Genomic DNA, 23,630 nt, shown 5'->3' with positions numbered 1-23,630 from the left:
AAACTAGCTCTCGTTTGCAAGGCGAGCCTGGATAACGGCTAAATGATCTTGAGCACCGTTAAAGTCAAAATCATCCAATGCAGTTTGCACTGCGGAGGCCGTACGGTGCAAATCAGCAGGTACGCCCTTGACCAGTTGTTGAATTAGCTCCTCATCAACCTCACCAAGCTGGGCCATTTTCGTCAGGCTCGTCAACAAATTCTGAAGCGCATCAGCATTAAGGCTTTCTACTGAATTTGGCATGTTTTGTGATTGGTTGATGGCTTGGCTGAGTGACGACATTTCATCATGAAATAATCCCATCGCGACTCGGAGTGACTCAATATCCGCCAGTGTTTTTTCAGAGTTCTGTTTCGCAATATATTGTTCCATTTGAACGGCACAATGATAGATTTTGGTCAGTCCAAGGTTACCAGACAGACCTTTTAATTTATGCGCTGTACTCCGCAGTGCAGACCAGTCTTTGGTCTCACAGAGTGTGGTTAGTGTATCGACAATATCATGGTGTTGTTGCCAAAAACGGCCTATTTCATGAAGATACGTTGCTTCATCGCCCCATAAAGCGGTGCCGTGCTCAAGGTTAATGTTCGGCGTTGATGTCACTTTATTTTTGTTCAGTGCTTCAGCCGTTTCTATTGTTTCATCAAGAAGCCCCAAGACACGCGCCATTTCGACATTGAGGGCACGTATATCAATTGGTTTATGGGCAAAACCATCCATGCCGGCTAGCTTTGCTTCAATTTTATCTTCGCTTAAAACGCTTGCTGTTAAAGCAACAATAGGGGTTGGCGTAAGCTGATTTTCCGCCTCATAAATCCGAATCATCTTGGTGGCAGTAAAGCCATCCATGACCGGCATTTGCAAGTCCATCAAAATAATATCTGGTTGCGATTTTTTGAATATATCTAACGCTTGCTCGCCATTTTCTGCTTGAATAACGATGTGTTTTTGACGTTCTAAAATGAGCGTGAGTAAAGTCAGGTTTTGTTGAATATCGTCCGCTATTAAAACTCTTTTCGGTAACAAATGAATGAGCTGGTTTTCGGCAACTTTACCAGGATCTAACTGAGTTTTCTTGAGCGGCAAAGCGAAGTAAAAACGACTTCCAATACCCGGTTCACTGCTTGCCTGTAACTTCCCGCCCATTAGCTCTACAAGTTGTTTTGAAATGGTGGTCCCTAGACCGGTGCCGCCAAAACGACGACTCATGGAGGCGTCCGCTTGTGAGAATGGTTCAAAAACCTTATCCAGCGTCGCTGAGTCCATACCAATACCGGTATCTTCAATGCTGAAACAAATATGTTGTTGTGCATTAATGGAAACCGATAAGTTGACGCCACCCTGCTCGGTGAATTTGATCGCGTTACCAATGATATTAATCAGTACTTGTCGGAGACGGTTTTCATCGCCACGGTAGGCTGTATGGATATTGTCAGGGAGCTCAAAATTCAAATACAAGCCTTTATGCTTTGCTTGTAACCATAGCGTTGAGATAACCGAATCGACTAAACGGGTGAGATCAAAGGTAGTTTCATCTAACTCAAGCTTGTTTTTTTCAAGCTTGGCGCTATCCAAAATGTCATTTAATAAATGCAACAAAGAGCTGGCTGATTGGCTGATAGTCTGCAGATGCCCTCGATTGCCTTCTGGCATATCATCAGCATCAATCAATACATTGGTAAACCCAATGATAGCATTCATTGGTGTGCGAATTTCATGGCTCATGTTGGCGAGAAATTGGGCTTTACTTTCTGCAGAAATTTCCGCTTTCACCTTGGCTTTTCGAAGATTATCCTCCATTTCCACCCGATCGGTGATATCGAGGATCAAACCATCTATCCAGACCGGTTCCTCGTTTTCCCAGATAATGGAGCCATGTTCCAAGACCCACAGTGTTCTGCCATCGCGGTGGTTATAGCGAAACTCAATGCTGTAATTGGATTTTGTGTCCAGAGCAACTTGAACGGCTTGATTCGTTTTTGCCACGTCATCTGGATGAATGACGTCGGCAAGTTCGATTCGTTTATTATAAAAATCATCAGGATGCCAACCGGTTAAATCATAAATGGCATCACTAACAAATATCGCTGTCCAGTTGGCATCGATCAAACAACGAAAACTGGCGCCAGGAATGTTTTTGACAAGAGAACTAAATTTTTCTTCACTTTTACGCAGCTGCTCTTCCATTGCCCATCGCTGAGAGATGTCAGTAACAAACCCAACAAACATAGACCCCACTTCTGACAGATTGATATGACCTACGCCGAGCCGTATCGGAAAAGTATGGCCTTGTTTGTGTTTAGCGAATGTCTCTCGAGCTTGTCCGCTTAATTGTGTCGTATTGGTTTGCTGAAAACTCGTCAGATAATCATGAAATTCAGCTTGGGCATCATCAGGGACTAATTTCAAAAATGGTTGGCCAATGATTTCATCAGATTGCCAGCCAAAAATCTCGATAGCAGAACGGTTAAAATCCCGGATAATGCCATTGGCATCGACCGTTAAAATGCCATCGACTGCCGTTTCCATCATTGTTTGTAAACGCCGCTCATTCGCTGTCTTTTCAATCAGCAACTGTCGATAACGCAACTGAGAAGCAAGCGCTGCCGTCAGAATAGAAATCAATAAAGTGGTAAATGCAACGATGTACGATAACTGCAAATGTTCATTTTGCATCGCGTGCGCCACGACTGTCTCGTCGGTGACAACATATCGTGCAGCAGCCATACCGGTGTAATGCATGCCTGAAATAGCGAGCCCCATAATGACCGCGCTAATACCATTAACTTTGGTCATCGAGATGTGTTGCCAAACGAGGCGGAGATAATAGCGTGCCGAAAGTGCAATAAAAGCCAAAATGACGGCGACAATTATCGAAGTGCCAAATAGCAGAGGGTCATATTGCAATGAAACATGCATCTGCATTGCCGCCATACCGGTGTAATGCATGATACCGATCCCCGCACCGACACACACACTGCTGATAATAAGTTGCCACAGGGTGAGATGAGATTTTTGTAACATCTTTAGTGCGATATAGGCTGCTACTAAAACGGGGATGATGGAGAGTAAAGTGAGCGTAGTGTCGTAACCGACATGTGACCCCATGTTGTATGCCAGCATACCAACGAAATGCATACTCCATACGCCGCCAGCCATGATGGCTGCACCAATCATAATGGCCAGGTGCCGATGACTGCTGACCAAAATAGCTCTGCTCATCGATGCAAAATGCAAGGCGATAAATGAGGCGACCGATGCGACAATAATCGAAAGCACGACCAAATCGTAGTTATACACGCCACTAATTTGGGCTAATTGGTCGGACTCAGTAACAAAAAATGTTTCCAGCCACTGCATGGCAAATCCTAATGATGAAAATTACAGATTGTTGTTTGGTACGTGCTTGGTTTGATTGTGAGCGTTAACATCAAGCCTATGCAATTAAATAAGCTTCATAAAAGCCTTTGAATTACATTAAAAATTCGCCGAATATCACTTAGTTTTATGCCAAAGTATCCGAGGTGTGCAAGCGGCTTAACGAAGTTTTTCGTTGCTGACTACTTTGTTGTTCAATTTTGTTCGCAAGATAAAGTAGCAATTTATTGATAATAAATAAATTAATTTAGAAATAAATATCGGCAGCACGATCACAAAATTTAAGGAATTTTTATACAACAATCTAACCTGCTCAGCCAATGGGGCATCTCAAAGCAAGATAAATTAAAGGGCATCATGACAATTTTTGATAAAGCGTCTGTGTTATCTGCTCGATGAACTCACTACGCAATGATAAAATTATCATCGTATAGTCACATCACCTGAGCAAAATCTTGAGGCAAGTTTATCTGTTGCGCTTTTTCGCATGCTGTGGAAGCGTTCAGTCTCTTGCTGTCAGTAGAGATATGAAAATTTAATTTAATGACGACTTAAGTGTATTTGAATAAGGAAAAACAATGAAAAAAGCACCACGCGATATTTTGGATCAATGGATGCAGGCTGTGAATGGAGCGGATGTCGAAGGATTACTCGCCCTATATGACGCTAATGCGGTACTAATTCCAACCTTTTCAAACAGTGTGGCCAATACACCTGAAAAACTGCGTGCTTATTTCGAAAAGTTGGGTAGCCGTCCGGAGTTAAGCATTGCGCTACATGACAAAACATTGATCATTCAAGAATTGGAAAATGAGGTGTATGTTTTGGGCGGTATTTATAACTGGCGTTTTGCGGTTGATGGCGAAGTTCTTAACTTTGAAGCTCGCTTTAGCTATGTGATGGATACTTCCAAAACAAATCCAATTTTGCATCATCATTCATCACAAATTCCGCGCTCGCTTTAAGACGGTAAAGCGCGCAGATACGGATCCAATTAGAAGGTAGACGGCAAGTAAATTGTTCACTGCGATCGGTTTGCTTGCCGATGTGTTTAGCGCCACAACAGAGTTGTTTCTGTGGAGTAATAACAAATACTTTTCTGGAAAATAATACCGATTGATGTTGCTGGCGGAGTGAAGAAAAAAATGGCGCGCCCGACAGGACTTGAACCTGTGACCCTCGGCTTCGGAAACCGATACTCTATCCAGCTGAGCTACGGGCGCTTAACTTGAGAATGGAACACAATCCCATCTTAACAAGGCGATGCATTATACGGCTTCAGAGCCTGCCCGGCTAGGGCAGGCCAGAAAAAACTTAACCAGAAAATGTGATTTGCCAGCTTAGTCTATGGGTGATCCAATAGGCGTCAGCTTCCAGATATCCTGGTTATAATCCTGCATCGTCCGATCCGTAGAAAACTTGCCGCTGTGAGCACAATTTAAAATACTCATTCTGAGCCAGCGAGACTGATCCTGATAAGCCAAGCCAGCCTCATGTTGAGCATTGACGTAGCTACGGAAGTCGGCGATGGTCATCCAAGGGTCCTGGGGGCTGGTTAAGGCTGCGAGAATATTGTCAAAGCACCCTGATTCGAGCGGATTAAAGTAACCTGATTTGAGCCATTGCATGACTCGTTTGAGATCTGCGTCCTGCTCAATGATTTGCTGTGGGTTATAGTGGCCTTTGCGATCGTGAACTTCGGCTTCTGTCAGACCAAACAAGAAAAAGTTTTCTTCGCCGGCTTCTTCTCGAATTTCAATATTCGCGCCATCCAATGTGCCGATAGTCATGGCGCCATTCATCATAAATTTCATATTACCGGTGCCCGAGGCTTCTTTGCCAGCGGTTGAGACTTGCTCAGACAAATCCGCCGCCGGGCAAATGACTTCCATCGCCGACACTTGATAGTTCGGTAAAAACACCACTTTCAGCCAATCGCCAACAGCCGGATCGTTGTTAATGACTTTGGCAACGTTATTAATCAATTTAATAATTTGTTTTGCCATAGCATAGCCGGGTGCAGCCTTACCGCCAAACAGCACACAGCGTTTAACTAAGCCTTCAGTTTCACCATTTTTGATGCGGGCATAAAGATGGATGACATGCAGAATATTGAGCAACTGACGTTTATATTCATGAATGCGTTTGACCTGAATATCGAACATGGCGTCAGGATGAAATTTAATGCCACAATTGTCCGCAACCAGTTCAGCAAGCCGAACTTTATTATTGCGTTTGGCAGCGTGCCATTTCTGCTGGAATATCGGGTCATCTGCATAGGGAACCAGTTTTTTCAGTTGGCTGAGGTCGGTTATCCAATCATCACCGATGGTATCTGAAAGCAGCTGTGTCAACGCCGGATTACACCAAGCCATCCAGCGACGCTGGGTGACGCCATTGGTTTTATTGTTAAATTTTTCAGGCCAGAGTTCGTAAAAATCACGAAACAGACCTTTTTTCAGAAGTTCTGAGTGGAGCGCAGCGACGCCGTTGACCGAAAAACTGCCCACAATGGCCAAATGTGCCATCCGAACTTGTTGTTGATGGCCTTCTTCGATAATTGATAACGCATTTAAACGAGATTTATCGCCGGGCCAGTGGTTGGCAACTTCACGCAGAAAGCGCGCGTTAATTTCGTAAATGATTTCCAGAATCCGCGGCAATAATCGCCCAAACAGGTTCACCGGCCAACGCTCCAGTGCTTCTGGCAAGAGCGTGTGATTGGTATAAGCCATGGTGCGGGTCGTGATTTGCCAGGCCGCTTCCCAACTCATCTGGTGTTCATCAAGTAGCAGACGCATGAGTTCTGCAACGGCGACTGTAGGGTGAGTATCATTGAGTTGAAAACAATTCTTGTCGGCAAAACCGGTAAAATCTTGTCCATGCCGATTCACCCAGTGCGCCAAAATATCCTGCAAGCTGGCTGAAGCCAAAAAATACTGTTGTCGAAGACGAAGCTCTTTACCATTTTCACTGGCATCGTTCGGATAGAGCACCATGCTGATGTTTTCAGCCGCGTTTTTGGCCGCAACCGCATCGGTGTAGGAGCCTGCGTTGAAATCTTCTAGGTTAAATTCATCCGTTGCGGCTGCTTTCCACAGTCTGAGCCGATTGACGGTACCATTTTGATAGCCTGGAATAGGGAGGTCATAAGGCACGGCTAATACATCGTTTGTCGCAACCCATTGCACTTCCATCCAGCCACTGGCAGAACGATGGTATTCTGTATGCCCGCCAAATTTAATGCGCCGGGTATATTCTGGTCGTTCTAATTCCCAGGGATTCCCATCTCGTAACCAGTGATCCGGCATTTCCTGCTGATAGCCATTTTCGATGCGTTGCTGAAACATGCCGTATTCGTAACGCAAACCATAACCGGTAACGGGTAGCTGCAGTGTGGCACAACTATCAATAAAGCAGGCTGCCAACCTGCCCAAACCGCCGTTGCCCAGACCGGCATCATGCTCCATTTCTGCCAGATCTTCGTACTCCAAACCCAGTCCGTTAAGCAGCTGTTTTAATTCGTCATCAAGCCCCAGATTCAACGCCGCATTGCCTAAGGCGCGACCCATGAGAAACTCCATTGACAGATAATAGGCTTGCTTACAATTTTGTTGTCGATACGTTTCTTGCGTTACCCGCATCCTCTCGAGCAGACGATCTCGCAAGGTCAAAGCCAAGGCTGTGAAAAGGTAGTGGCCGGAAGCACAGCCTTTACCTTGTGCCAAATGGACACCGTAATAGCGCTTGAAATCATCAGTCAGCGCTGATGCGGAGAGCGATAACGCTTCAATATCGTAAAGGTCGGGGGCAGGCGTGGCAGAGCAACTGTAACGTGTAGTCATAAACAATTCCTTGCTAAAAATCGGCACGATCAGGGGGCAAAATGGCCTGACAATGACTTGCATTTGAGGGCATCTTTACCCACGGTTTAGGTTGTTTGGCGTCAGAATTGACTGAACTCGAGTATAACACCCGATGCCGTCAAAAAATCTAGCGGCTTCGCTGTTTTTTGCCCGTGTAGATGGCGTAATTTATTAATCTTTGAATATTCGCCACCGTAGCGCCATTTTTGTCTTTAGCCAAGTGAAAGGCACACGGCGTAGTCACTTTACGCAAGCGATTGACACCACGGCCGGGTACAAAAATAGTTTCAGCACTGCGGGTTGGCTTTTTGGTCACAAAAGCGGCGGAGATGAGAGATAATCAACTGCTAGCGTTAGCCCGCATGCCGTTTTGAGAATCCGTTGCCGGTTGAATACCTAAGAGGCGGATGCCGGCTGCTCAGGGAGGTTAAACCATTCATCGAGTTGACTGATGGCCTGGTCTCGCCCTGATTTGTTCAATGAAGAAAAAAGCTGCACTGTTGCAGGAATATCGGTGCGTTGTAACTGTTGGCGGACTTTTTGTAAGACACCATTACCGGCGCCCCGGCTAAGCTTGTCGGATTTAGTGAGTAAAATATGCAGGGGTAAGGCCGCCGCCTTCGCCCACAGCAAAATTTGTAAATCAAACTCTTTCATGGGATGACGACAATCCATCATGAGGACAAGTCCTTTCAGACTTTGGCGTGACTCAAGATATTTACCTAATGTTGCTTGCCATTGCAGCTTCATTTTTTCCGGGACTTTAGCAAAACCGTAGCCGGGTAAATCGACCAAGGCACGCGTCTCGTCCAGCGTAAAAAAATTAATCATTTGGGTGCGCCCTGGGGTTTTGCTGATTCGAGCTAAGCCATTGATTTGCGTGATGGTATTGATAGCACTTGATTTGCCAGCGTTTGAGCGTCCAGCAAACGCCACTTCGATGCCGGTGTCGGCAGGAAGCTGGTCTAATTGAGCGGCGCTGCCAGTATATTGAGCCCGGCGATAAACCTCTGACATGGGAACCTTTCTAGGTGCAAAAAAATCCGATAAAGCGTACCATATCGAAAAATTTATTATCAGAGAGTGTGTGATCGGAATCGACCATGAAAAAATTTGTTTTGGCAGTAATTTCGAGCCTTATAATAATTAACTCGGCTCAGCTTGCTGCAGCTGGCGATGTCAGCGCCGGTAAGCAAAAGTCTGCAGCATGTGCGGCTTGTCATGCAGCGGATGGCAATAGCCCCTCACCAGATTTTCCAAAGTTAGCAGGACAAAACGCTGGTTATATCGCCAAGCAGCTATCAGACTTTAAAAGCGGCGCACGAGAAAATGCCATTATGGCGCCCATCGCTCAAGGGTTAAGTGAGCAGGATATGCTTGACTTGGCAGCCTACTTTGCAAGTCAGGAGGTTGCTGCTGGCGCGGTTGCGGAAGATTTGATTGAAGCGGGAAGACAACTTTACCGAGGCGGTAATGCGCAAAGTGGTGTGCCTGCTTGTATGGCATGTCATGGACCCAATGGTAAAGGGATTCCCTCTGCTAAATGGCCGATGTTGTCATCTCAGTACAGCAAATATACCGAAACACAGTTGCATCAATTCGCTAAAGGGAACCGTGCAAATGATCCGAATAGCATGATGCGGGATATTGCTGGCAGATTATCTGAAGCAGAAATCAAGGCGGTCTCTGCATATGTTTCCGGTCTGCACTGAGACTGGTTTGAGATGACAACGGTGCCAACATCGCGTTGGCATCACAAACGTCAAAGCGTTTACTATGTCGCAGCCAAAATCCTCTAGGTTAAAAAACGTGCCATTTGGCAAGCGTTTGTTTGCTTTTCTTGGTTCGATGGACCTCGCCATTACATTGCTTTTGACGTTAGCGATTGCTTCTGTCATCGGCACGGTCTTGCAACAAAATCAGCCCTACACGGATTATGTTCTCAAGTTCGGTCCCTTTTGGTTTGAGGTCTTTGAACAGTTGGGGCTTTATGATGTTTACAGTGCCGGCTGGTTTCTTTTAATACTGACATTGCTGGTTATTTCAACGGGCGTCTGTGTTATTCGACATTTCCCGTCAATGGTTCGGGATATGTGGCAGTTGCGAACCCAGGTGCAAAAGAAGTCTCTTCGGCTCATGCCGCATCATGCGCAGTGGTCAGTGCGTACCCCACTAGAAACGACCACAACCACACTTCGAGATGTCATTAAGCAAACAGGCTATCGTAGCCGACTGGTTGAAAAGCAGGGCGGCTTATTAATTTCAGCAATGCGAGGTGGGGCGAATCGATTAGGGTATTTGTTTACCCACATCGCGATTGTTGTGATTTGCCTAGGCGGGTTGATTGACGGCAATTTATCGCTAAAACTGGCTGAGTTACAAGGCAAAATACAAATTGAGACCCGGGATTTGGCGATTCGTGATATTCCGGCACAAAGCCGTCTGCCGGTCGGCGATAAAGCTTTTCGTGGCACGGTCAGTATTCCGGAAGGCAAGTCAGCCGATGTGGTTTTCTTGCCCGTGCGAGATGGCTATTTATTGCAGGCTTTACCGTTTCGCATTGAAGTGGAGGAGTTCCGGGTCGAGCATTATCCAAACGGCCAACCGAAGTCTTTTGAGTCAGATTTACGTATTCATGACCCGGAGTTGGCGGCGCCGTTAGAGCAGACAATTGCGGTCAATCATCCTTGGATTTATAAGGGACATGCTATTTATCAGGCCAGTTTCAGTGATGGCGGATCTCATGTAAGCATTAAAGCTTGGCCTTTGTCAGGGCAAAGCACAACTACTGGCCCGGCATCACTGGATACCAAAGTATTTTCAACTAGCGAAATGCAGGTTGGTGAACAGCTGTTCAAGTTGGAAATGATTAATTTTCGGCCATTTAATATCAATCCGGATCCGACAGAAGAAGACTCGGATAATTTGCGTAATTTTGGTCCCAGTATCGGTTTTAAAATTCGAACTGAAACGGGTGAAGCCCAAGAGTTTGAAAACTATATGTTCCCGGTGCCACGAGATGGACGTAACTTTTTTCTGAGTGGTGTCAGAAACACTCCTGCTGAGCAATTTGCCTACTTGTATTTACCAGCGGATGAAAACGGGCAGTTAGAAGGGTTTATTGCTTTTAATCAAGCGCTGAGGAATGAATCGGTTACCAGCCGAATCGCTGGCGAGATGATGCGTGATGCTTTGTCTGTGCTGCCTGCAGCCAATGCTGAACTGGAGCAAAACCTGCAGTCGACATTGGAAACACTGCTCAGCATGTTTGTGCGTGGTGGCTTTGATGAAGTAAGACGCTTTATTGATGATGAGCTGCCAGATAGTGAACGCGATAGTCTCGCCCCTGCTTACCTTGGAATGTTGCGGGAAATGCTGTCCCGTATTTATTTCACTGAGGTTGCACCCGATGCCAGTATTGATGATCCAGATGCGATGCTGTTCTTGCAGGATGCGGTCGATGCGATCGGTATTTTACCGCGTTACGGGGCACCAGTTTTCTTGCAATTAACCGACTTTAAACATATCGAATCTACCGGTCTGCAAATTGCCAAAGCGCCGGGGAAAAACATTGTTTACTTTGGCTGTCTGTTATTGGTCATTGGGGTGTTTTTGCAGTTTTATCTCCCGCAAAGACGCTTCTGGCTCTGGGTGGAACCGTCAGAAAACGGCAGTCAGATTTTGCTGGCGGGCTCAAGTAATCGCAGGGGGCGTGACTTTGATGAAGCCTTTAATCAACAACACGAGAAACTATTGGCGGCAACCCGTACAAGGGAACTCTAGACCCTGTATGGCAACCTAATTTGTACAGCCCGCTCATATTAGAAACATAGGGAAGCTGATGACAACGACTTATCTAACAACGCCAGCCTCACGTCAGTCTTGGTGGTGGCCTTTGCTACTTGCCGCTGCAACGGTGGGTATCTTTTACTTTTTTTATGCCTCGCTGGATGTCTATGAACAGATTATCCTTGTTCTGACCGCTATCAGCATGGCTTGGCTTGGATGGTACTGGCCAGCATTTCGTTGGCATAGTCTTGCGGTCGCTGCGCTTAGCCTGACGGCAGTGCAACTTTATGGCACCGACTTGAATCAGGCGGAATCGAGTTTCTGGCTGATTTATTTTCTTTCCAGTCAATCAGCACTAATGTGGATGAGCGCATTGTTTATTGCTGCAACAGTGACTTACTTTGCGGGGCTTACGCTGCGTTCGGATTATTTGGAAAAAATGGGTAGTGTCCTGACTTGGATTGCTACCACACTCGGTATGACCGGTTTGATGGTGCGCTGGCGAGAAACTCACTTGATGGGCGCCGATATTGGCTATATTCCCGTAAGTAATTTGTACGAAGTCTTTATTTTATTTGCGGTTGTGACGGCGTTGTTATACCTGTTTTATGAGCGGCGTTATGACACCCGTAAACTGGGAGGCTTTGTACTTTTAGTGATTACGGCGGCGGTGTTTTTCCAGTTATGGTATAGCTTGGAACGTAATGCCCATGAAATTCAGCCATTGGTGCCTGCGTTGCAAAGCTACTGGATGAAAATTCATGTGCCGGCCAATTTTATAGGTTATGGTGCCTTTGCCATGGCGGCAATGATTGCTGTAGCTTACTTGATAGTGCATTGGCGCTTACAAAAACAGCCGAATGGAACTTGGGTGCAAGCAATGCCGTCTTTAAGTCTGATGGACGATGTCATGTATAAGGCGATTGCGCTTGGATTTGCCTTTTTTACGGTGGCGACGATCTTGGGCGCATTGTGGGCAGCTGAGGCTTGGGGTGGCTATTGGTCTTGGGATCCCAAGGAAACCTGGGCTTTGATTGTCTGGCTTAATTACGCTGCCTGGTTACATATGCGAATGACTAAAGGATGGACGGGACCGCCAATGGCGTGGTGGGCAATTGTTGGTTTATTCGTCACATTGTTTGCCTTTTTAGGGGTCAACATGTTCTTATCCGGACTTCACTCATACGGCACTTTATAAAAACAAAGGAAATAATTATGACGACTCTCTGGCGGACTTTGCTGATTTTGCCAAGCCTTATGCTGTTACCAATGACCGCGAGTGCAGCGGACTTTCAGCAAGGCCAACATTATGAAGAGACCGGGACACAAATGCCCCGTAACGACAGCAGTAAAGTACAGGTGATGGAGCTGTTTTCCTATTCTTGCCCGCATTGTTTTCGTTTAGATCCGTTGGTTTCTGACTGGAAGCAAACATTGCCAGAAAATGCTGAGTTTCAATTAGTGCCAGCGATTTTTCGCGATAGTTGGTTACAACTGGCCCGTGTTTATTATGCCGCAGAGCAAACGGGCGATTTACCTCAACTTCACGATAAGCTGTTTCATGCGATTCATGTTGATAAACGACGTTTGAATACCGAAGACGATTTGCTTGATTTTGTGGAAGAGCAGGGTATTGATCGGGAAAAATTTGCTAAACAAATGAACTCTTTTACGGTGCAAACCAAAGTAAAGAAAGCACTGGTTATCAGCCGGACTTCAGGAATCACAGGGGTGCCATCCATGATTGTTGATGGAAAATATCGTACGGATGCGCCACAAGCAGGCAGTATGGAAGCGATGCTTGAGGTTGTTGATTATCTGGTTGAAAAGGCTGCGTTAGAAAAATAGCTTAAGTCTCGGTCAACAAAAAACCCGCGTAAGCGGGTTTTTTTATCATCATAATGCAGCGGGTAGTGCCTGACTTGGTCCTTCCGGTGGGGTGATAACTGGCGGAGGGATGGGGTTGATATTTTCATGCTGCAATAAAATATCGTAATAGCGACGAATATTGGCAACATAACGTACAGGTTCACCGCCGTTAGCATATCCGTAACGCGTTTGTTCAAACCATTTCTTTTGGGCGAGTAGTGGCAAGTTTTCACGAATATCACTCCAGCGATCTGGATTACCGCCATTCTTCTGGGTCAGAATGCGAGCATCTTCGAGATGACCCAAACCGATATTATAAGCGGCTAGTGCCAGCCAAGTGCGATCGGGTTCTTGTATTCGTTCAGGCAGCCGTTTTCGCATTTCATCTAAATAGGCCGAACCGGCCATAATGCTCTGATACGGATCTTCCCGATCGGTTACCCCCATTTCTTCTGCTGTTGCTCGCGTCAACATCATCAAGCCTTTCACCCCAGTGCTGGAAACAGCTGTTGGATTCCAGTGAGACTCCTGATAGGCAATGGCGGCGAGCAATCGCCAGTCAAAATTATTGACGCTAGACGCCTCCATAAACCACGATTCATAATCCGGTAAGTGCGTTAGGATACGACGATGAATTGCTCTCGTGTCGACATAATCAAAGCGACGAATATGGCCGTAATAGCGTTCAATAAGCTTATCTAAAAAGCCTTTTTCTTCAATTTGTTCGAAGTAACGCATGACCTCACGGTAAAGACTGACATCCGGGCCTTTTGCCAGCCCCCAAGCAAGCGGCTGGGGGTCGGAGACATCAAAGGCCACCCGCAACTCTGGGTAGGAACCTTGAATCGCAGCAAACTCGATAGAATCTGTAATCGTGTAGTCAATTAATTCCAGTTCAATTAACCCCAGCAATTCCTGACTGTCAGCATCATGATTTGGGATCCAGCTCAGGTCTGGAATCTCTTTTTGCAAAGCAATTAAATGTTCTTCGTGGCTACTGTTAGCAATGATTTCGAGTTGCCCGTTGCCCAGATTAGCAATATTACGGGGTCGTTTTGCCCCATTTCGATAAATTAATTGTTGTGTTACCTCGTGATAAACCGGACCAAAACGCATTTTTTGTTGTCGCTCCGGTGTCATCGTCAGGCCGGCAGCAGCAATATCGGCACGACCATCATCCAACATAGTCAGCATTTCACTGAGATTTGCCGGCACGATCATGTTGAGATCCACCCCTAATGTATCGGCAAAATGCTGTGCCAACTCATATTCAAAGCCACTAAATTCTCCGGGGGTTTTTTCATAATAATTGGTTAAACCGGTTCGCGTAGCTACACGTAATTCTCCGCGCTCCAGAATACGGTCGAGATGGGTTCTGTCATCGTTGCAGGCGGTTGCAATACCCAGACAAATCAGCGTTAACAGGCGGATTATTTGGCGCATTTTTCGTTAGTCTAGCCGCACAAAATAAGCAAAATTAATAAGTTCATGCTAACAGATTAGTCTTATCGTCATAGATAAAGTGCGCTTAACGACGCTGACGAAAAAAAGTACGTAATAATTCACTGCTTTGTTCAGCCAAAATGCCAAATTCACATTGAACGCGGTGATTAATACCTGACAAAGCAAAGCAATCAATTAGACTGCCAGCGGCACCTGTTTTCGGTTCTCGAGCAGCGATGACGAGTCGTGCAAGCCGAGCATGAATCAAAGCGCCTGAACACATCAGACAAGGCTCCAAAGTCACATACATAGTAGCGCCGGGTAGACGATAATTTTCTTGTTCTGTGCAAGCATGGCGTAAGGCGATAATTTCAGCATGTGCCGTAGGGTCAGCGAGTCGGATTGGTTGATTAAATCCTTCTCCTAGAAGTAAATCATCACGAACGATGACCGCGCCAACCGGGACTTCACCATGTTGCTCAGCTTGTTTTGCCAACGCCAGTGCACGCTGCATCCAGTAATGATCATCCTTCATCGAGAATATGTCGCTTCACTAGATTGAGTAGTCGGTTACTTGCACCTTGGTTCTTCCGAATGATTTCGAGTCCTGCTTCCCCCATTTCGGAACGTCGTTTTGGATCTGCAAATAAAGCACAAACGGCTTCGGCCAAACTCGCAGCATCGGCTTTGACTTTAACTGCCGCTGACTGGGCCAGAAATAACTCGGTAATTTCGGTAAAATTAAAATAATGAGGACCCGTAATGACAGCACGCCCCAATGCTGCTGGCTCGAGCAGGTTATGTCCACCATGGGGTATCAGGCTGCCGCCAATAAAGGCAACGTCGGCGGTCGGGTAAAACAGAGTTAACTCACCCATGGTGTCAACTACCATGACCTGAGTTCGGCTTGTACACGGTTTGTTTTCGCTTCGACGTAAGACATGTAATCCATGCCGGCGACATAATCCAGCAACACGATCAAAGCGTTCTGGGTGCCTTGGCACAATCAGTAATAATAAGTCTGGAAATTGACTACGCACTTGTTTCGCTGCATTGAGAATAATTTCCTCCTCACCATCATGCGTACTGGCTGCAATCCAAACAGAACGATTACCCCACATTGATCGAATAGCTTCTGCTTGCTCATTCAAACTGGCCGGTAAAGCAATCTCATATTTTAAGTTACCAATAGCGTGTACGTTTTCTGGTTTTGCGCCCAGAGCAAGAAATCGGCTCCGGTCAGCTTGGGTTTGCGTCGCTATCAAAGGCAGACTAGTAATAACTTGCTGACTAAACGCTGATAAACGCTGGTAGCCTCGTGCGCTACGTGCTGATAAACGGGCATTAGCCAGCGTTAAGGGGATATTTTTCTGTTGGCACGACAGTAATAAATTTGGCCAAAGTTCGGTTTCCATAATGATCCCCATTACAGGGTGCATTGCTTTCAAAAAACGCCGAATGGCGAAGGGGAGATCATAGGGTAAATAAACGTGTTCAACTTTATCGCCAAACAAATGCCCGACGCGCGCACTGCCGGTTGGCGTCATCGTGGTAATCAATAATTGATGATTGGGGTATTGCTTACGAAGTCCATTAATGAGTGGACGACTGGCTTCAACTTCACCCACTGATACTGCGTGTACCCAAATTAGCGGACTGTGTGATTTTCTCTTTGCGACAAAACCAAAGCGTTCTGGCCAGCGTTTAAAATAGTCAGGTGCCTTAATCCCTCGCCAGATCAATCTAAGCAGGATAAATGGCAAAGCCAGATAAAAAAGCAGTGTGTAAAGTAACCTCAAATTCAACTCACATTGGTTTCAGTTGGGCGAGAAATGACGTGAAATGATAGCATAGGCGCGTTTTTACAGATGACTGCCATTATGAAATCACTGTTTGTCACTTATTGGCACCCACGGCACTGGTTTAGCTGGATTGGACTCAGTTTAATGCGTCTATCAGCATTGTTGCCGGTTATGGGGCAACGATTCGCTGGAAAGGTGATTGGTCAAATGATGTGGTGGTTTGCCAGAGATCGCGCTGATATTGCCAAGCGCAACTTGGCGTTATGTTTTCCCGATTTGACGCCTCAACAACGGCATCATCTATTGCATAAAACGATGCAAACCATGGGCATGATGCCAATTGAGACGGCATTAAGCTGGTGGGGGAGTGATGAGGCGCTCGCAAAGCGTGTTGATTATCATGGTTTACAGCATTTACAAGAAGCGTTAGCTAAGGGCAAAGGTGTATTGTTACTGACAGGTCACTTTACCAGTATGGAGTTAGGAGGGCGCTTAATCCTCCTCAAACAACCTGCTTACATCATGTTCAGAGAACTGAAAAGTCCATTGTTCAATGCAGTCATGCTCAAATATCGAAAATACCATAGTGAAGGCACCATATTACAAGCAGATATGCGCGGTATGTTACGTGCTCTAAGAAAAAACAAGGTGGTTTGGTATGCGCCCGATCAGGATTTTGGTCGGCGAACCAGCGTGTTTGCCACTTTTTTTGGTGTTAAAGCGGCGACCATTCCGGCGACAGCACGGATTGCAAAAATGAGTGGTGCAGCGGTGGTGCCCTATGTGCCGAGACGTTTGGCCAATGGCCGCTATCAGATTGATATTGGTCCCGCCTTGGACAACTTTCCCAGCGATGATGAGTTGGCTGATGCACAACGCATAAACGATTGGGTAGAGCAGCAAGTCAAACTGGCTCCTGAACAATACTTATGGGTTCACCGACGGTTTAAAACACAGCCAGAAGGGCGCGGCCAACTTTATAAATAAATTTGCATGGATCAGCGGGTAAAACTGTAACTAAGAATCACTGACTCTGAACCTGGATTATTTCCCGATAACCCGGCGTTAGATAAGTGATAAAGCGTTATCGCTAACTTTGATCCTGATGTCAGGCGATAACCCAGTTCTATCCCACTCCGAAAAAGTAACCCACTGCCCAGATCTTCACCGCCGCCATTTTCATACCCGACGAGGGCCAGTTGTGGTGTTATTAGCCACTTTTGATTCAGTTGTAAATCATAACGCAGCCCCAGATGCGCCCAATAGCCGCCATCGCTATTTGCAGACAAACCGATTTCTGGAATTAACGACCATTTTCTCGGGCTAAAACGATAAGCCAAACCGAATTCGGCACTGCGTTGGGTTGCAAAAGCTTCAAAAGCACCACCAGACAGGACAAACTCCGGGGCGTCTTCAGCGCGAGTTGGTGTGACAAAAACAAACAATAAGACGGCAAAGGATAAGACTGAGATACGTGACATAAGCGATCCTCTGACAAATAAGTTTTTGTAATCTATTTATCACACTTTTTTTTAAAGAGCAAAAAAAAGCCACCCGAAGGTGGCTTTGAAAAGCTGTGAATGATACCAACAATTAACGTTTGGAAAATTGTGGTCTCTTGCGTGCTTTGTGAAGACCGATTTTTTTACGTTCGACGGCACGCGCATCACGTGTAATGAAGCCAGCTTTGCGCAAGTCAGTTTTCAATTCATTATCAAGCTCAACCAGTGCCCGGCTAATACCATGACGGATAGCACCGGCTTGACCATTATTACCACCACCACGAACGGTGATTTTCAAGTCAACCTTGTCGAGCATTTCAACCAATTCAAGTGGTTGGCGAACGACCATGCGAGATGTTTCACGACCAAAATAGTCTTCAAGACTACGGGTATTGATAGTGATGTTACCGCTGCCTGGTTTCAGGAAAACACGCGCTGTTGAGCTTTTGCGACGGCCGGTTGCGTAATATAAATCTGCCATGGGGATATCCGTTAAATTTCCAGCATTTTAGGTTGTTGGGCAACATGAGGGTGTGCTTCGCCAGCATAAACTTTAAGCTTGCTGAACATGGCACGACCCAGCGGATTTTTCGGCAACATGCCTTTAACCGCTGTCTGGATAACACGCTCTGGTGCTTTGTCCAGCTGTTTTGCCAGAGAAATTGATTTAATGCCGCCGATGTGACCAGTGTGATGATAATAAATTTTATCTTGCATTTTATTACCAGAAACACGCAGTTTTTCAGCATTGATTACAACGATATAGTCACCAGTATCGACATGCGGCGTATAGATCGCTTTATGTTTGCCACGCAGACGGCGGGCGATTTCGGTTGCCATACGACCCAGCGTTTTGCCGGTCGCGTCAATAACGAACCAGTCACGACGAACTTCGGCTGGTTTTGCACTTATGGTTTTCATTCCGCAGGTTGCTCCAGAAAAATACGCAGGCGGTCTAAATAAAGAGGGAGAATATTACGGACACAATCCCAGTCTGTCAACAGCTATCATAGAAATAACCAGAACAGCACGCCGCCAAGAATCAGTCGATAAACGACAAAAGGCCACATACCGATATGATCCAGCATTTTCATAAAAATGACCACACATAAATAGGCACTGATTGCTGAAAACAGGGCGCCACTGAACAAAACCATCCAATCTGTTGGACTATCCGCAACGACCAATTGAACAGTTTTTAGGCCGCCAGCCAGAAGGATGACCGGAATAGACAATAAAAAAGAAAACCGGGCCGCCGCCTGACGTGTCAGACCCAGCATGAGACCCGCCGTCATAGTGATGCCGCTGCGGGATGTACCAGGAATAAGAGCTAGTGCTTGGGCACAGCCAATAATGATGATATCAAGCCATCGTAATTGGTGTTCATCACGGCGTCGTTTACCCCACCAGTCAGCCAGTCCCAGTAAGATGCCAAAGACGATGGTGGTGGTTGCGATGACTAAAGGGTTGCGTAACATAAACTCGATGGCATCGTTAAAAAAAAGTCCGGCAATGCCAACGGGAATGGTCGCGATGCCCACCGCCCATGCTAAGCGGCTATCACCAATATGCCGTTGTTTAAGAACTGAGTTTGTCCAATCCAGGATGAGGCTTTTCAGCTGACCGCGAAAATAAAAAACAATGGCGCTGAGCGTACCGACATGCACGGCAACATCAAAGGCCAAGCCTTGATCTTGCCAATCGGCCAGCATCGGCAACAAAATGAGGTGTGCTGAGCTGGAAATAGGTAAAAACTCCGTCATGCCCTGAAGCAGAGCCAACAGCAAAATGTGCAGAAAGGGCATGCGTAATATCCTGACTTAACGATCTGGTGTGTCTTGAAGCGAACCAGATGGCATTCTACATCGTCGTGATAGAATAGTGTCGTGGATAACCTGACAAATCAATAGAAACCAAAGATGATAAACCCAGAGCACGAGCCATTATTAGCGTCTTTAAAAAGTATTGTTGGCAAACGTTATGTGTTGACAGCACCTGCCAAAATTCAACCTTATTGCAAGGGCTTTCGCTTTGGAGAGGGTGAAGCGTTAGCGGTAGCCAGACCGGCGACCTTGCTACAGGTATGGCAATTGTTGCAGCAGTGTGTTGCTGCTGATGTGATTGTCATCATGCAGGCGGCGAATACCGGTTTGACTGGCGGTTCCACACCGGATGGTAATCAGTATGATCGACCAATCGTCATTATTAATACTATGCGCATTGATCAAATTCAGCTGATTGATAATGCGAAACAGATCATTGGTTTGGCAGGTAGTACCTTGTTTGGACTGGAAACCGTATTGGCGCCCTATGGCCGAGAGCCGCATTCGGTGATAGGTTCCTCTTGTATAGGGGCATCCATTGTCGGTGGTATTTGTAATAATTCCGGCGGCGCTCTGGTGCAACGTGGTCCCGCTTATACCGAGCTGTCATTGTATGCGCAGATTGCGGCGGATGGCACCTTATCACTGGTTAATCATTTAGGAATTGATCTGGGCGAAACGCCAGAAGCAATGCTGACCAATCTGGAGCAACAAAATTATCGCCAGACAGATATTCATTATCCCGATAAACGGGCGTCAGATGATGAATATCACCATCGGGTCAGACAAGTAGACGAAGAAACGCCAGCCCGATTTAACAATGATGGTCGGCGGTTGCATGAGGCATCGGGTTGTGCCGGCAAGCTCGCCGTATTTGCGGTACGGCTGGACACCTATCCGATCGCGAAAAAGCAACAGGTGTTTTATATCGGTACCAATGACAGTACGGTGCTGGCAAAAATGCGACGTGACATCTTGTCTGAGTTTGATAACTTGCCTGTTTCTGGAGAATATCTGAGCCGTGAGTATTACGATGTTTGTAAAAAGTATGGCAAAGACACGTTTTTGGTTATTGATAAACTGGGTTCAAAGTACATTCCGAAACTGTTTTCGCTTAAACGCACGGTAGATCGCATTGCCGGCAATTTTAAATTTTTGCCGGCTAAATTATCTGACCACCTTATGCAGTACCTGAGTTATCTCTGGCCAAATCATTTGCCCAAAAAAATGGATGCGTTTCGTGAGCGGTTTGCACATCACTGGATTCTGGAAATGAATGACGACGGGGTGGAAGAAGCCCGGCAGTATTTATCGACTTTTTTTGCGTCGCATGAAGGTGACTATTTTGAATGTACGCCTGCCGAGGGCGAGAAAGCGATTTTGCATCGGTTCGTTGCTGGTGGCGCGGTTGGCCGTTATCACACGATTAAACGCAAACAGTTTGGCCCGATGATGACGGTTGATGTGGCCTTAAAGCGTAATGAACAGCAATGGCTGGAAGTTTTGCCGCAAGAGATTGAAGATAAACTGGAAGCTAAATTATATCTTGGCCACTTGTTCTGTCATGTCATGCATCAAAATTACATTTTGAAAAAAGGCGTTGATGCCAAAGCGCTTAAACAACAGCTATTGGCATTTTTTGATGCCCGCGGCGCGGAATATCCCGCTGAACACAATGTAGGGCATGAGTATCATGCCAAGCCAGCGTTAAAGACTTTTTACAGAAAACTGGATCCCACCAATGGATTTAATCCCGGGATAGGCAAAACCAGCAAGAACAAGCACTGGTCAGAATAATGAGATGCCTGTCTTTACCATCAAGATGGTAAAGACAGGCTACGCCGTTAATATAGAACTCTGAGACGAATGGTGCCTTCAACGCTTTGCAAATGCTCATAGGCCAGGGTGGAATCAAACTCGGCAACATCAATCAGCAAATAACCAATTTCATCCTTGGTTGTCATGCTTTGCGCCAGAATATTAATATCATGCTCGGCAAACAGCCGGTTGACATTGGAGAGCACGCCGGGCTGATTATGATGGATATGCAGCAAACGATGTGTATTGGGTCTGGCCGTCAACGCAATTTGCGGGAAATTGACGGCCGATACCGTGGTGCCACTTTGTGCAAATTGAACAAACTTGTCTGCGACTTCCAAACCAATATTTGCCTGCGCTTCAACGGTTGACCCCCCGATATGTGGGGTCAGAATAACGTTCGGGTAACCACGAAGTGGCGATTCTAATGGCTCTTCGTTCGATTTTGGTTCAGATGGAAAAACATCAATGGCGGCGCCAGATAAGCGTTTTTCATCCAGCGCGGTGACCAGATCTTCAATTTTGACACAGGTACCTCGGGCGGCATTGATGAAAATGGCACCAGACTTCATTTTGTTAAATTCGACCTTGGTCATCATATTTTTGGTTGACTCAAGTTCAGGCACATGCAGCGAGACAACATCTGATGTGCGCAGCAGTTCGTCCATGCTGTCAATCTGGCTGGCATTACCTAGCGGCAGCTTGGTCACCACATCGTAATAAATGACATTCATACCAAGCCCTTCGGCGAGTACAGACAGTTGTGAACCAATGCTGCCATAGCCAACGATGCCGAGGGTTTTACCGCGAGCTTCATAGGCATTAGCTGCTGTTTTTGGCCAGGTGCCGTTGTGAACATGCCAGCTTTTTTCCGGAATACCTCTGAGCATCAGTATCAACTGACCGATCACTAACTCTGCAACAGAACGGGTATTGGAATATGGCGCATTAAATACGGGGATACCGCGCATTTTTGCGGCTTCCAAATCCACCTGGTTTGTGCCAATACAAAAACAGCCAATGGCGGTCAATCGGTCTGCTGCATTAATAACCTTTTCGGTTAACTGGGTTCTTGAGCGGATGCCGACAAAACGCGCCCCTTTGATTTTTTCAATCAATGCCGCTTCATCAAGGGCATGAGAAATATATTCAATATTGGTGTATCCGGCCTTTTCAAGGGCTTCAACCGCATTTCTATGCACGCCTTCCAACAGCAAAAAGCGTGTTTCGGACTTCTTATAAGGTTGTAATTCCATTGCGTGATATCTGTGTTTAAGTGGTGGGCGAAAAAATGCCAGAATTCTAACACGAAGCGTTATCTTTTGAGTAAAACATGGATAGTGCTAACCGTTTTTTTGTGGTGTCAGAGCGAAATAATTTTCACTGCTTATGCGAGAACACCTTATTTTTTTGTTAGGGGTTCAGCGGCAAAGCTGATGCCATCCCAGCCATGTTTTAAAAAATGCCGGATGTTTTGATGATCACTGCCTTGTGGTTGTAACAACACCTCTTTTCGGTAGTAGTCTCCAAAACAAGCTAACGTTTGTGCCTCATTAAGATCTTGTAACAGACCAAAAGCGAAAATTTTACAAGATCCGTTATTTTCACCAGCCTGGTTTTCCAAGCCTGCATTTTTAAAGGCGGTCGGTGTGAAATCATAATTAGCGTCAATGACCGCCATCGTATCTGTAAAACGAATGCGCTCAGGCTGGGTTTCAAGAAGACTGAGGTAGGTAGTGAGTTCCATTATTTCTGCTCCACGCAATAATCAAAATAGAGTGAGGTGTTGAGCCATCTCTGGTTTTTTGCAGGATGACCCAGTTTAATTTTCAAATTTAGGTTCGGCTTCTTTCAGGTGGAGTACAAAGCCAATCATGAGCGTTGCCAAAGCCAGCAAAGCCAGTTGATAGAGCCATTCGCCCCACAAGAAACCAATCGAAAAACTAAATGCAATTACCAACATTACAACGGCTTGTAATTTGGTTTGACGACGTACCGTTCTGGTTTGGTCCCACTGCTTAAGCGGTGGGCCGATCCACCGGTTATTGAGCAACATGCGATGAAATTTCGGCGAGGTTTCAGCAAAACAGGCAAGCGCCAGAATCATAAATGGTGTGGTTGGCACCACAGGCAAAAGTGCGCCGATTAAACCGAGAATGACACACAGCCAACCACAGCAGAACAGGAAGTAATGCTTCAGTCGAGCTGGCAACATGGAGGACGTTTCTCTGACAATGGCGAGTTATCTCTGACACGATGATTTACGCTGGCATTATAGCGGGCCAAGATTAAGATTGTGTTTGAATTAAGTAATAAGCGCTTTGCCACAGCTATTTCGCG

Annotated in this window: 20 protein-coding genes and 1 tRNA gene; 7 read left to right on the top strand and 14 right to left on the bottom strand. The window is 46.1% G+C overall.

What is annotated here, in order from left to right:
* Positions 1-3: 3 nt before the first annotated feature.
* A complete protein-coding gene (locus Q7C_RS07795; RefSeq protein ID WP_014704191.1) occupies positions 4-3,360 on the bottom strand; it encodes a PAS domain S-box protein in 3,357 nt (1,118 codons plus the stop codon).
* Positions 3,361-3,956: 596 nt separating this feature from the next.
* Between Q7C_RS07795 and Q7C_RS07790 the strand changes: the two genes are divergently transcribed.
* Positions 3,957-4,343, top strand: coding sequence for a nuclear transport factor 2 family protein (locus Q7C_RS07790; protein ID WP_014704190.1), 387 nt, complete (start codon positions 3,957-3,959; stop codon positions 4,341-4,343).
* Between the two features lie 181 nt (positions 4,344-4,524).
* Here Q7C_RS07790 and Q7C_RS07785 read toward each other — a convergent pair.
* The 3 genes from Q7C_RS07785 to yihA form a co-directional block, all read right to left on the bottom strand.
* A tRNA-Arg gene (locus tag Q7C_RS07785) sits at positions 4,525-4,601 on the bottom strand.
* Positions 4,602-4,718: 117 nt separating this feature from the next.
* On the bottom strand, positions 4,719-7,223 hold the full coding sequence (locus tag Q7C_RS07780; protein ID WP_014704189.1) for a glycogen/starch/alpha-glucan phosphorylase: 2,505 nt from the start codon (positions 7,221-7,223) through the stop codon (positions 4,719-4,721).
* 417 nt (positions 7,224-7,640) lie between these two features.
* Positions 7,641-8,261, bottom strand: coding sequence for a ribosome biogenesis GTP-binding protein YihA/YsxC (yihA, locus tag Q7C_RS07770; RefSeq protein ID WP_014704187.1), 621 nt, complete (start codon positions 8,259-8,261; stop codon positions 7,641-7,643).
* Positions 8,262-8,347: 86 nt separating this feature from the next.
* On the opposite strand from yihA, the gene Q7C_RS07765 reads away from it, so the two are divergent.
* From Q7C_RS07765 to Q7C_RS07750, 4 genes are all read left to right on the top strand, one after another.
* A complete protein-coding gene (locus Q7C_RS07765) occupies positions 8,348-8,956 on the top strand; it encodes a c-type cytochrome (RefSeq protein ID WP_014704186.1) in 609 nt (202 codons plus the stop codon).
* 64 nt (positions 8,957-9,020) lie between these two features.
* A complete protein-coding gene (locus Q7C_RS07760; protein WP_041366668.1) occupies positions 9,021-11,027 on the top strand; it encodes a cytochrome c biogenesis protein ResB in 2,007 nt (668 codons plus the stop codon).
* A 58-nt stretch (positions 11,028-11,085) separates the two neighbouring features.
* Positions 11,086-12,231, top strand: coding sequence for a c-type cytochrome biogenesis protein CcsB (gene ccsB, locus Q7C_RS07755; protein ID WP_014704184.1), 1,146 nt, complete (start codon positions 11,086-11,088; stop codon positions 12,229-12,231).
* Positions 12,232-12,248: 17 nt separating this feature from the next.
* Complete coding sequence (locus Q7C_RS07750; protein ID WP_014704183.1) at positions 12,249-12,881, top strand: thiol:disulfide interchange protein DsbA/DsbL; 633 nt, start codon at positions 12,249-12,251, stop codon at positions 12,879-12,881.
* Positions 12,882-12,929: 48 nt separating this feature from the next.
* Here Q7C_RS07750 and mltF read toward each other — a convergent pair whose 3' ends face one another.
* From mltF to waaA, 3 genes are all read right to left on the bottom strand, one after another.
* Positions 12,930-14,345: a membrane-bound lytic murein transglycosylase MltF gene (mltF, locus tag Q7C_RS07745; RefSeq protein WP_014704182.1), complete on the bottom strand. Its 1,416-nt coding sequence runs from the start codon at positions 14,343-14,345 to the stop codon at positions 12,930-12,932.
* 85 nt (positions 14,346-14,430) lie between these two features.
* Entirely contained in the window at positions 14,431-14,880 is a 450-nt protein-coding gene (gene tadA, locus Q7C_RS07740; protein ID WP_041366667.1) for a tRNA adenosine(34) deaminase TadA, read from the bottom strand.
* Complete coding sequence (gene waaA / locus Q7C_RS07735) at positions 14,870-16,144, bottom strand: lipid IV(A) 3-deoxy-D-manno-octulosonic acid transferase (protein WP_014704180.1); 1,275 nt, start codon at positions 16,142-16,144, stop codon at positions 14,870-14,872. The genes tadA and waaA overlap by 11 nt, the downstream gene beginning before the upstream one ends.
* Positions 16,145-16,291: 147 nt before the next feature.
* On the opposite strand from waaA, the gene Q7C_RS07730 reads away from it, so the two are divergent.
* A complete protein-coding gene (locus tag Q7C_RS07730) occupies positions 16,292-17,134 on the top strand; it encodes an LpxL/LpxP family acyltransferase (RefSeq protein ID WP_238532297.1) in 843 nt (280 codons plus the stop codon).
* Between the two features lie 11 nt (positions 17,135-17,145).
* Here the strand turns inward: Q7C_RS07730 and Q7C_RS07725 are convergent, their stop codons facing one another.
* The 4 genes from Q7C_RS07725 to Q7C_RS07710 form a co-directional block, all read right to left on the bottom strand.
* Positions 17,146-17,628: an acyloxyacyl hydrolase gene (locus tag Q7C_RS07725; RefSeq protein ID WP_014704178.1), complete on the bottom strand. Its 483-nt coding sequence runs from the start codon at positions 17,626-17,628 to the stop codon at positions 17,146-17,148.
* Between the two features lie 112 nt (positions 17,629-17,740).
* Entirely contained in the window at positions 17,741-18,130 is a 390-nt protein-coding gene (gene rpsI, locus Q7C_RS07720) for a 30S ribosomal protein S9 (protein WP_014704177.1), read from the bottom strand.
* An 11-nt stretch (positions 18,131-18,141) separates the two neighbouring features.
* Positions 18,142-18,570 (bottom strand): 50S ribosomal protein L13, encoded by a 429-nt coding sequence (gene rplM / locus Q7C_RS07715; protein WP_014704176.1) that lies wholly within the window; start codon positions 18,568-18,570, stop codon positions 18,142-18,144.
* An 86-nt stretch (positions 18,571-18,656) separates the two neighbouring features.
* Positions 18,657-19,454 carry an undecaprenyl-diphosphate phosphatase gene (locus Q7C_RS07710; RefSeq protein WP_014704175.1) on the bottom strand — a complete coding sequence of 266 codons (798 nt, stop codon included), beginning with the start codon at positions 19,452-19,454 and terminating at the stop codon, positions 18,657-18,659.
* A 114-nt stretch (positions 19,455-19,568) separates the two neighbouring features.
* On the opposite strand from Q7C_RS07710, the gene dld reads away from it, so the two are divergent.
* A complete protein-coding gene (dld, locus tag Q7C_RS07705) occupies positions 19,569-21,269 on the top strand; it encodes a D-lactate dehydrogenase (RefSeq protein WP_014704174.1) in 1,701 nt (566 codons plus the stop codon).
* Positions 21,270-21,316: 47 nt separating this feature from the next.
* Here the strand turns inward: dld and serA are convergent, their stop codons facing one another.
* The 3 genes from serA to Q7C_RS07690 all read right to left on the bottom strand — a co-directional run bounded on the left by serA (position 21,317) and on the right by Q7C_RS07690 (position 23,505).
* On the bottom strand, positions 21,317-22,546 hold the full coding sequence (gene serA, locus Q7C_RS07700) for a phosphoglycerate dehydrogenase (protein WP_014704173.1): 1,230 nt from the start codon (positions 22,544-22,546) through the stop codon (positions 21,317-21,319).
* Between the two features lie 146 nt (positions 22,547-22,692).
* Positions 22,693-23,055, bottom strand: a complete 363-nt coding sequence (locus Q7C_RS07695; RefSeq protein WP_420795001.1) for a HopJ type III effector protein — start codon at positions 23,053-23,055, stop codon at positions 22,693-22,695.
* A gap of 57 nt (positions 23,056-23,112) precedes the next feature.
* Positions 23,113-23,505 carry a YbaN family protein gene (locus Q7C_RS07690; protein WP_014704171.1) on the bottom strand — a complete coding sequence of 131 codons (393 nt, stop codon included), beginning with the start codon at positions 23,503-23,505 and terminating at the stop codon, positions 23,113-23,115.
* Between the last annotated feature and the right edge of the window lie 125 nt (positions 23,506-23,630).

This window comes from Methylophaga frappieri (assembly GCF_000260965.1).
GTDB lineage: Bacteria > Pseudomonadota > Gammaproteobacteria > Nitrosococcales > Methylophagaceae > Methylophaga > Methylophaga frappieri.
This window is presented reverse-complemented; position numbering and strand designations above follow the sequence as displayed.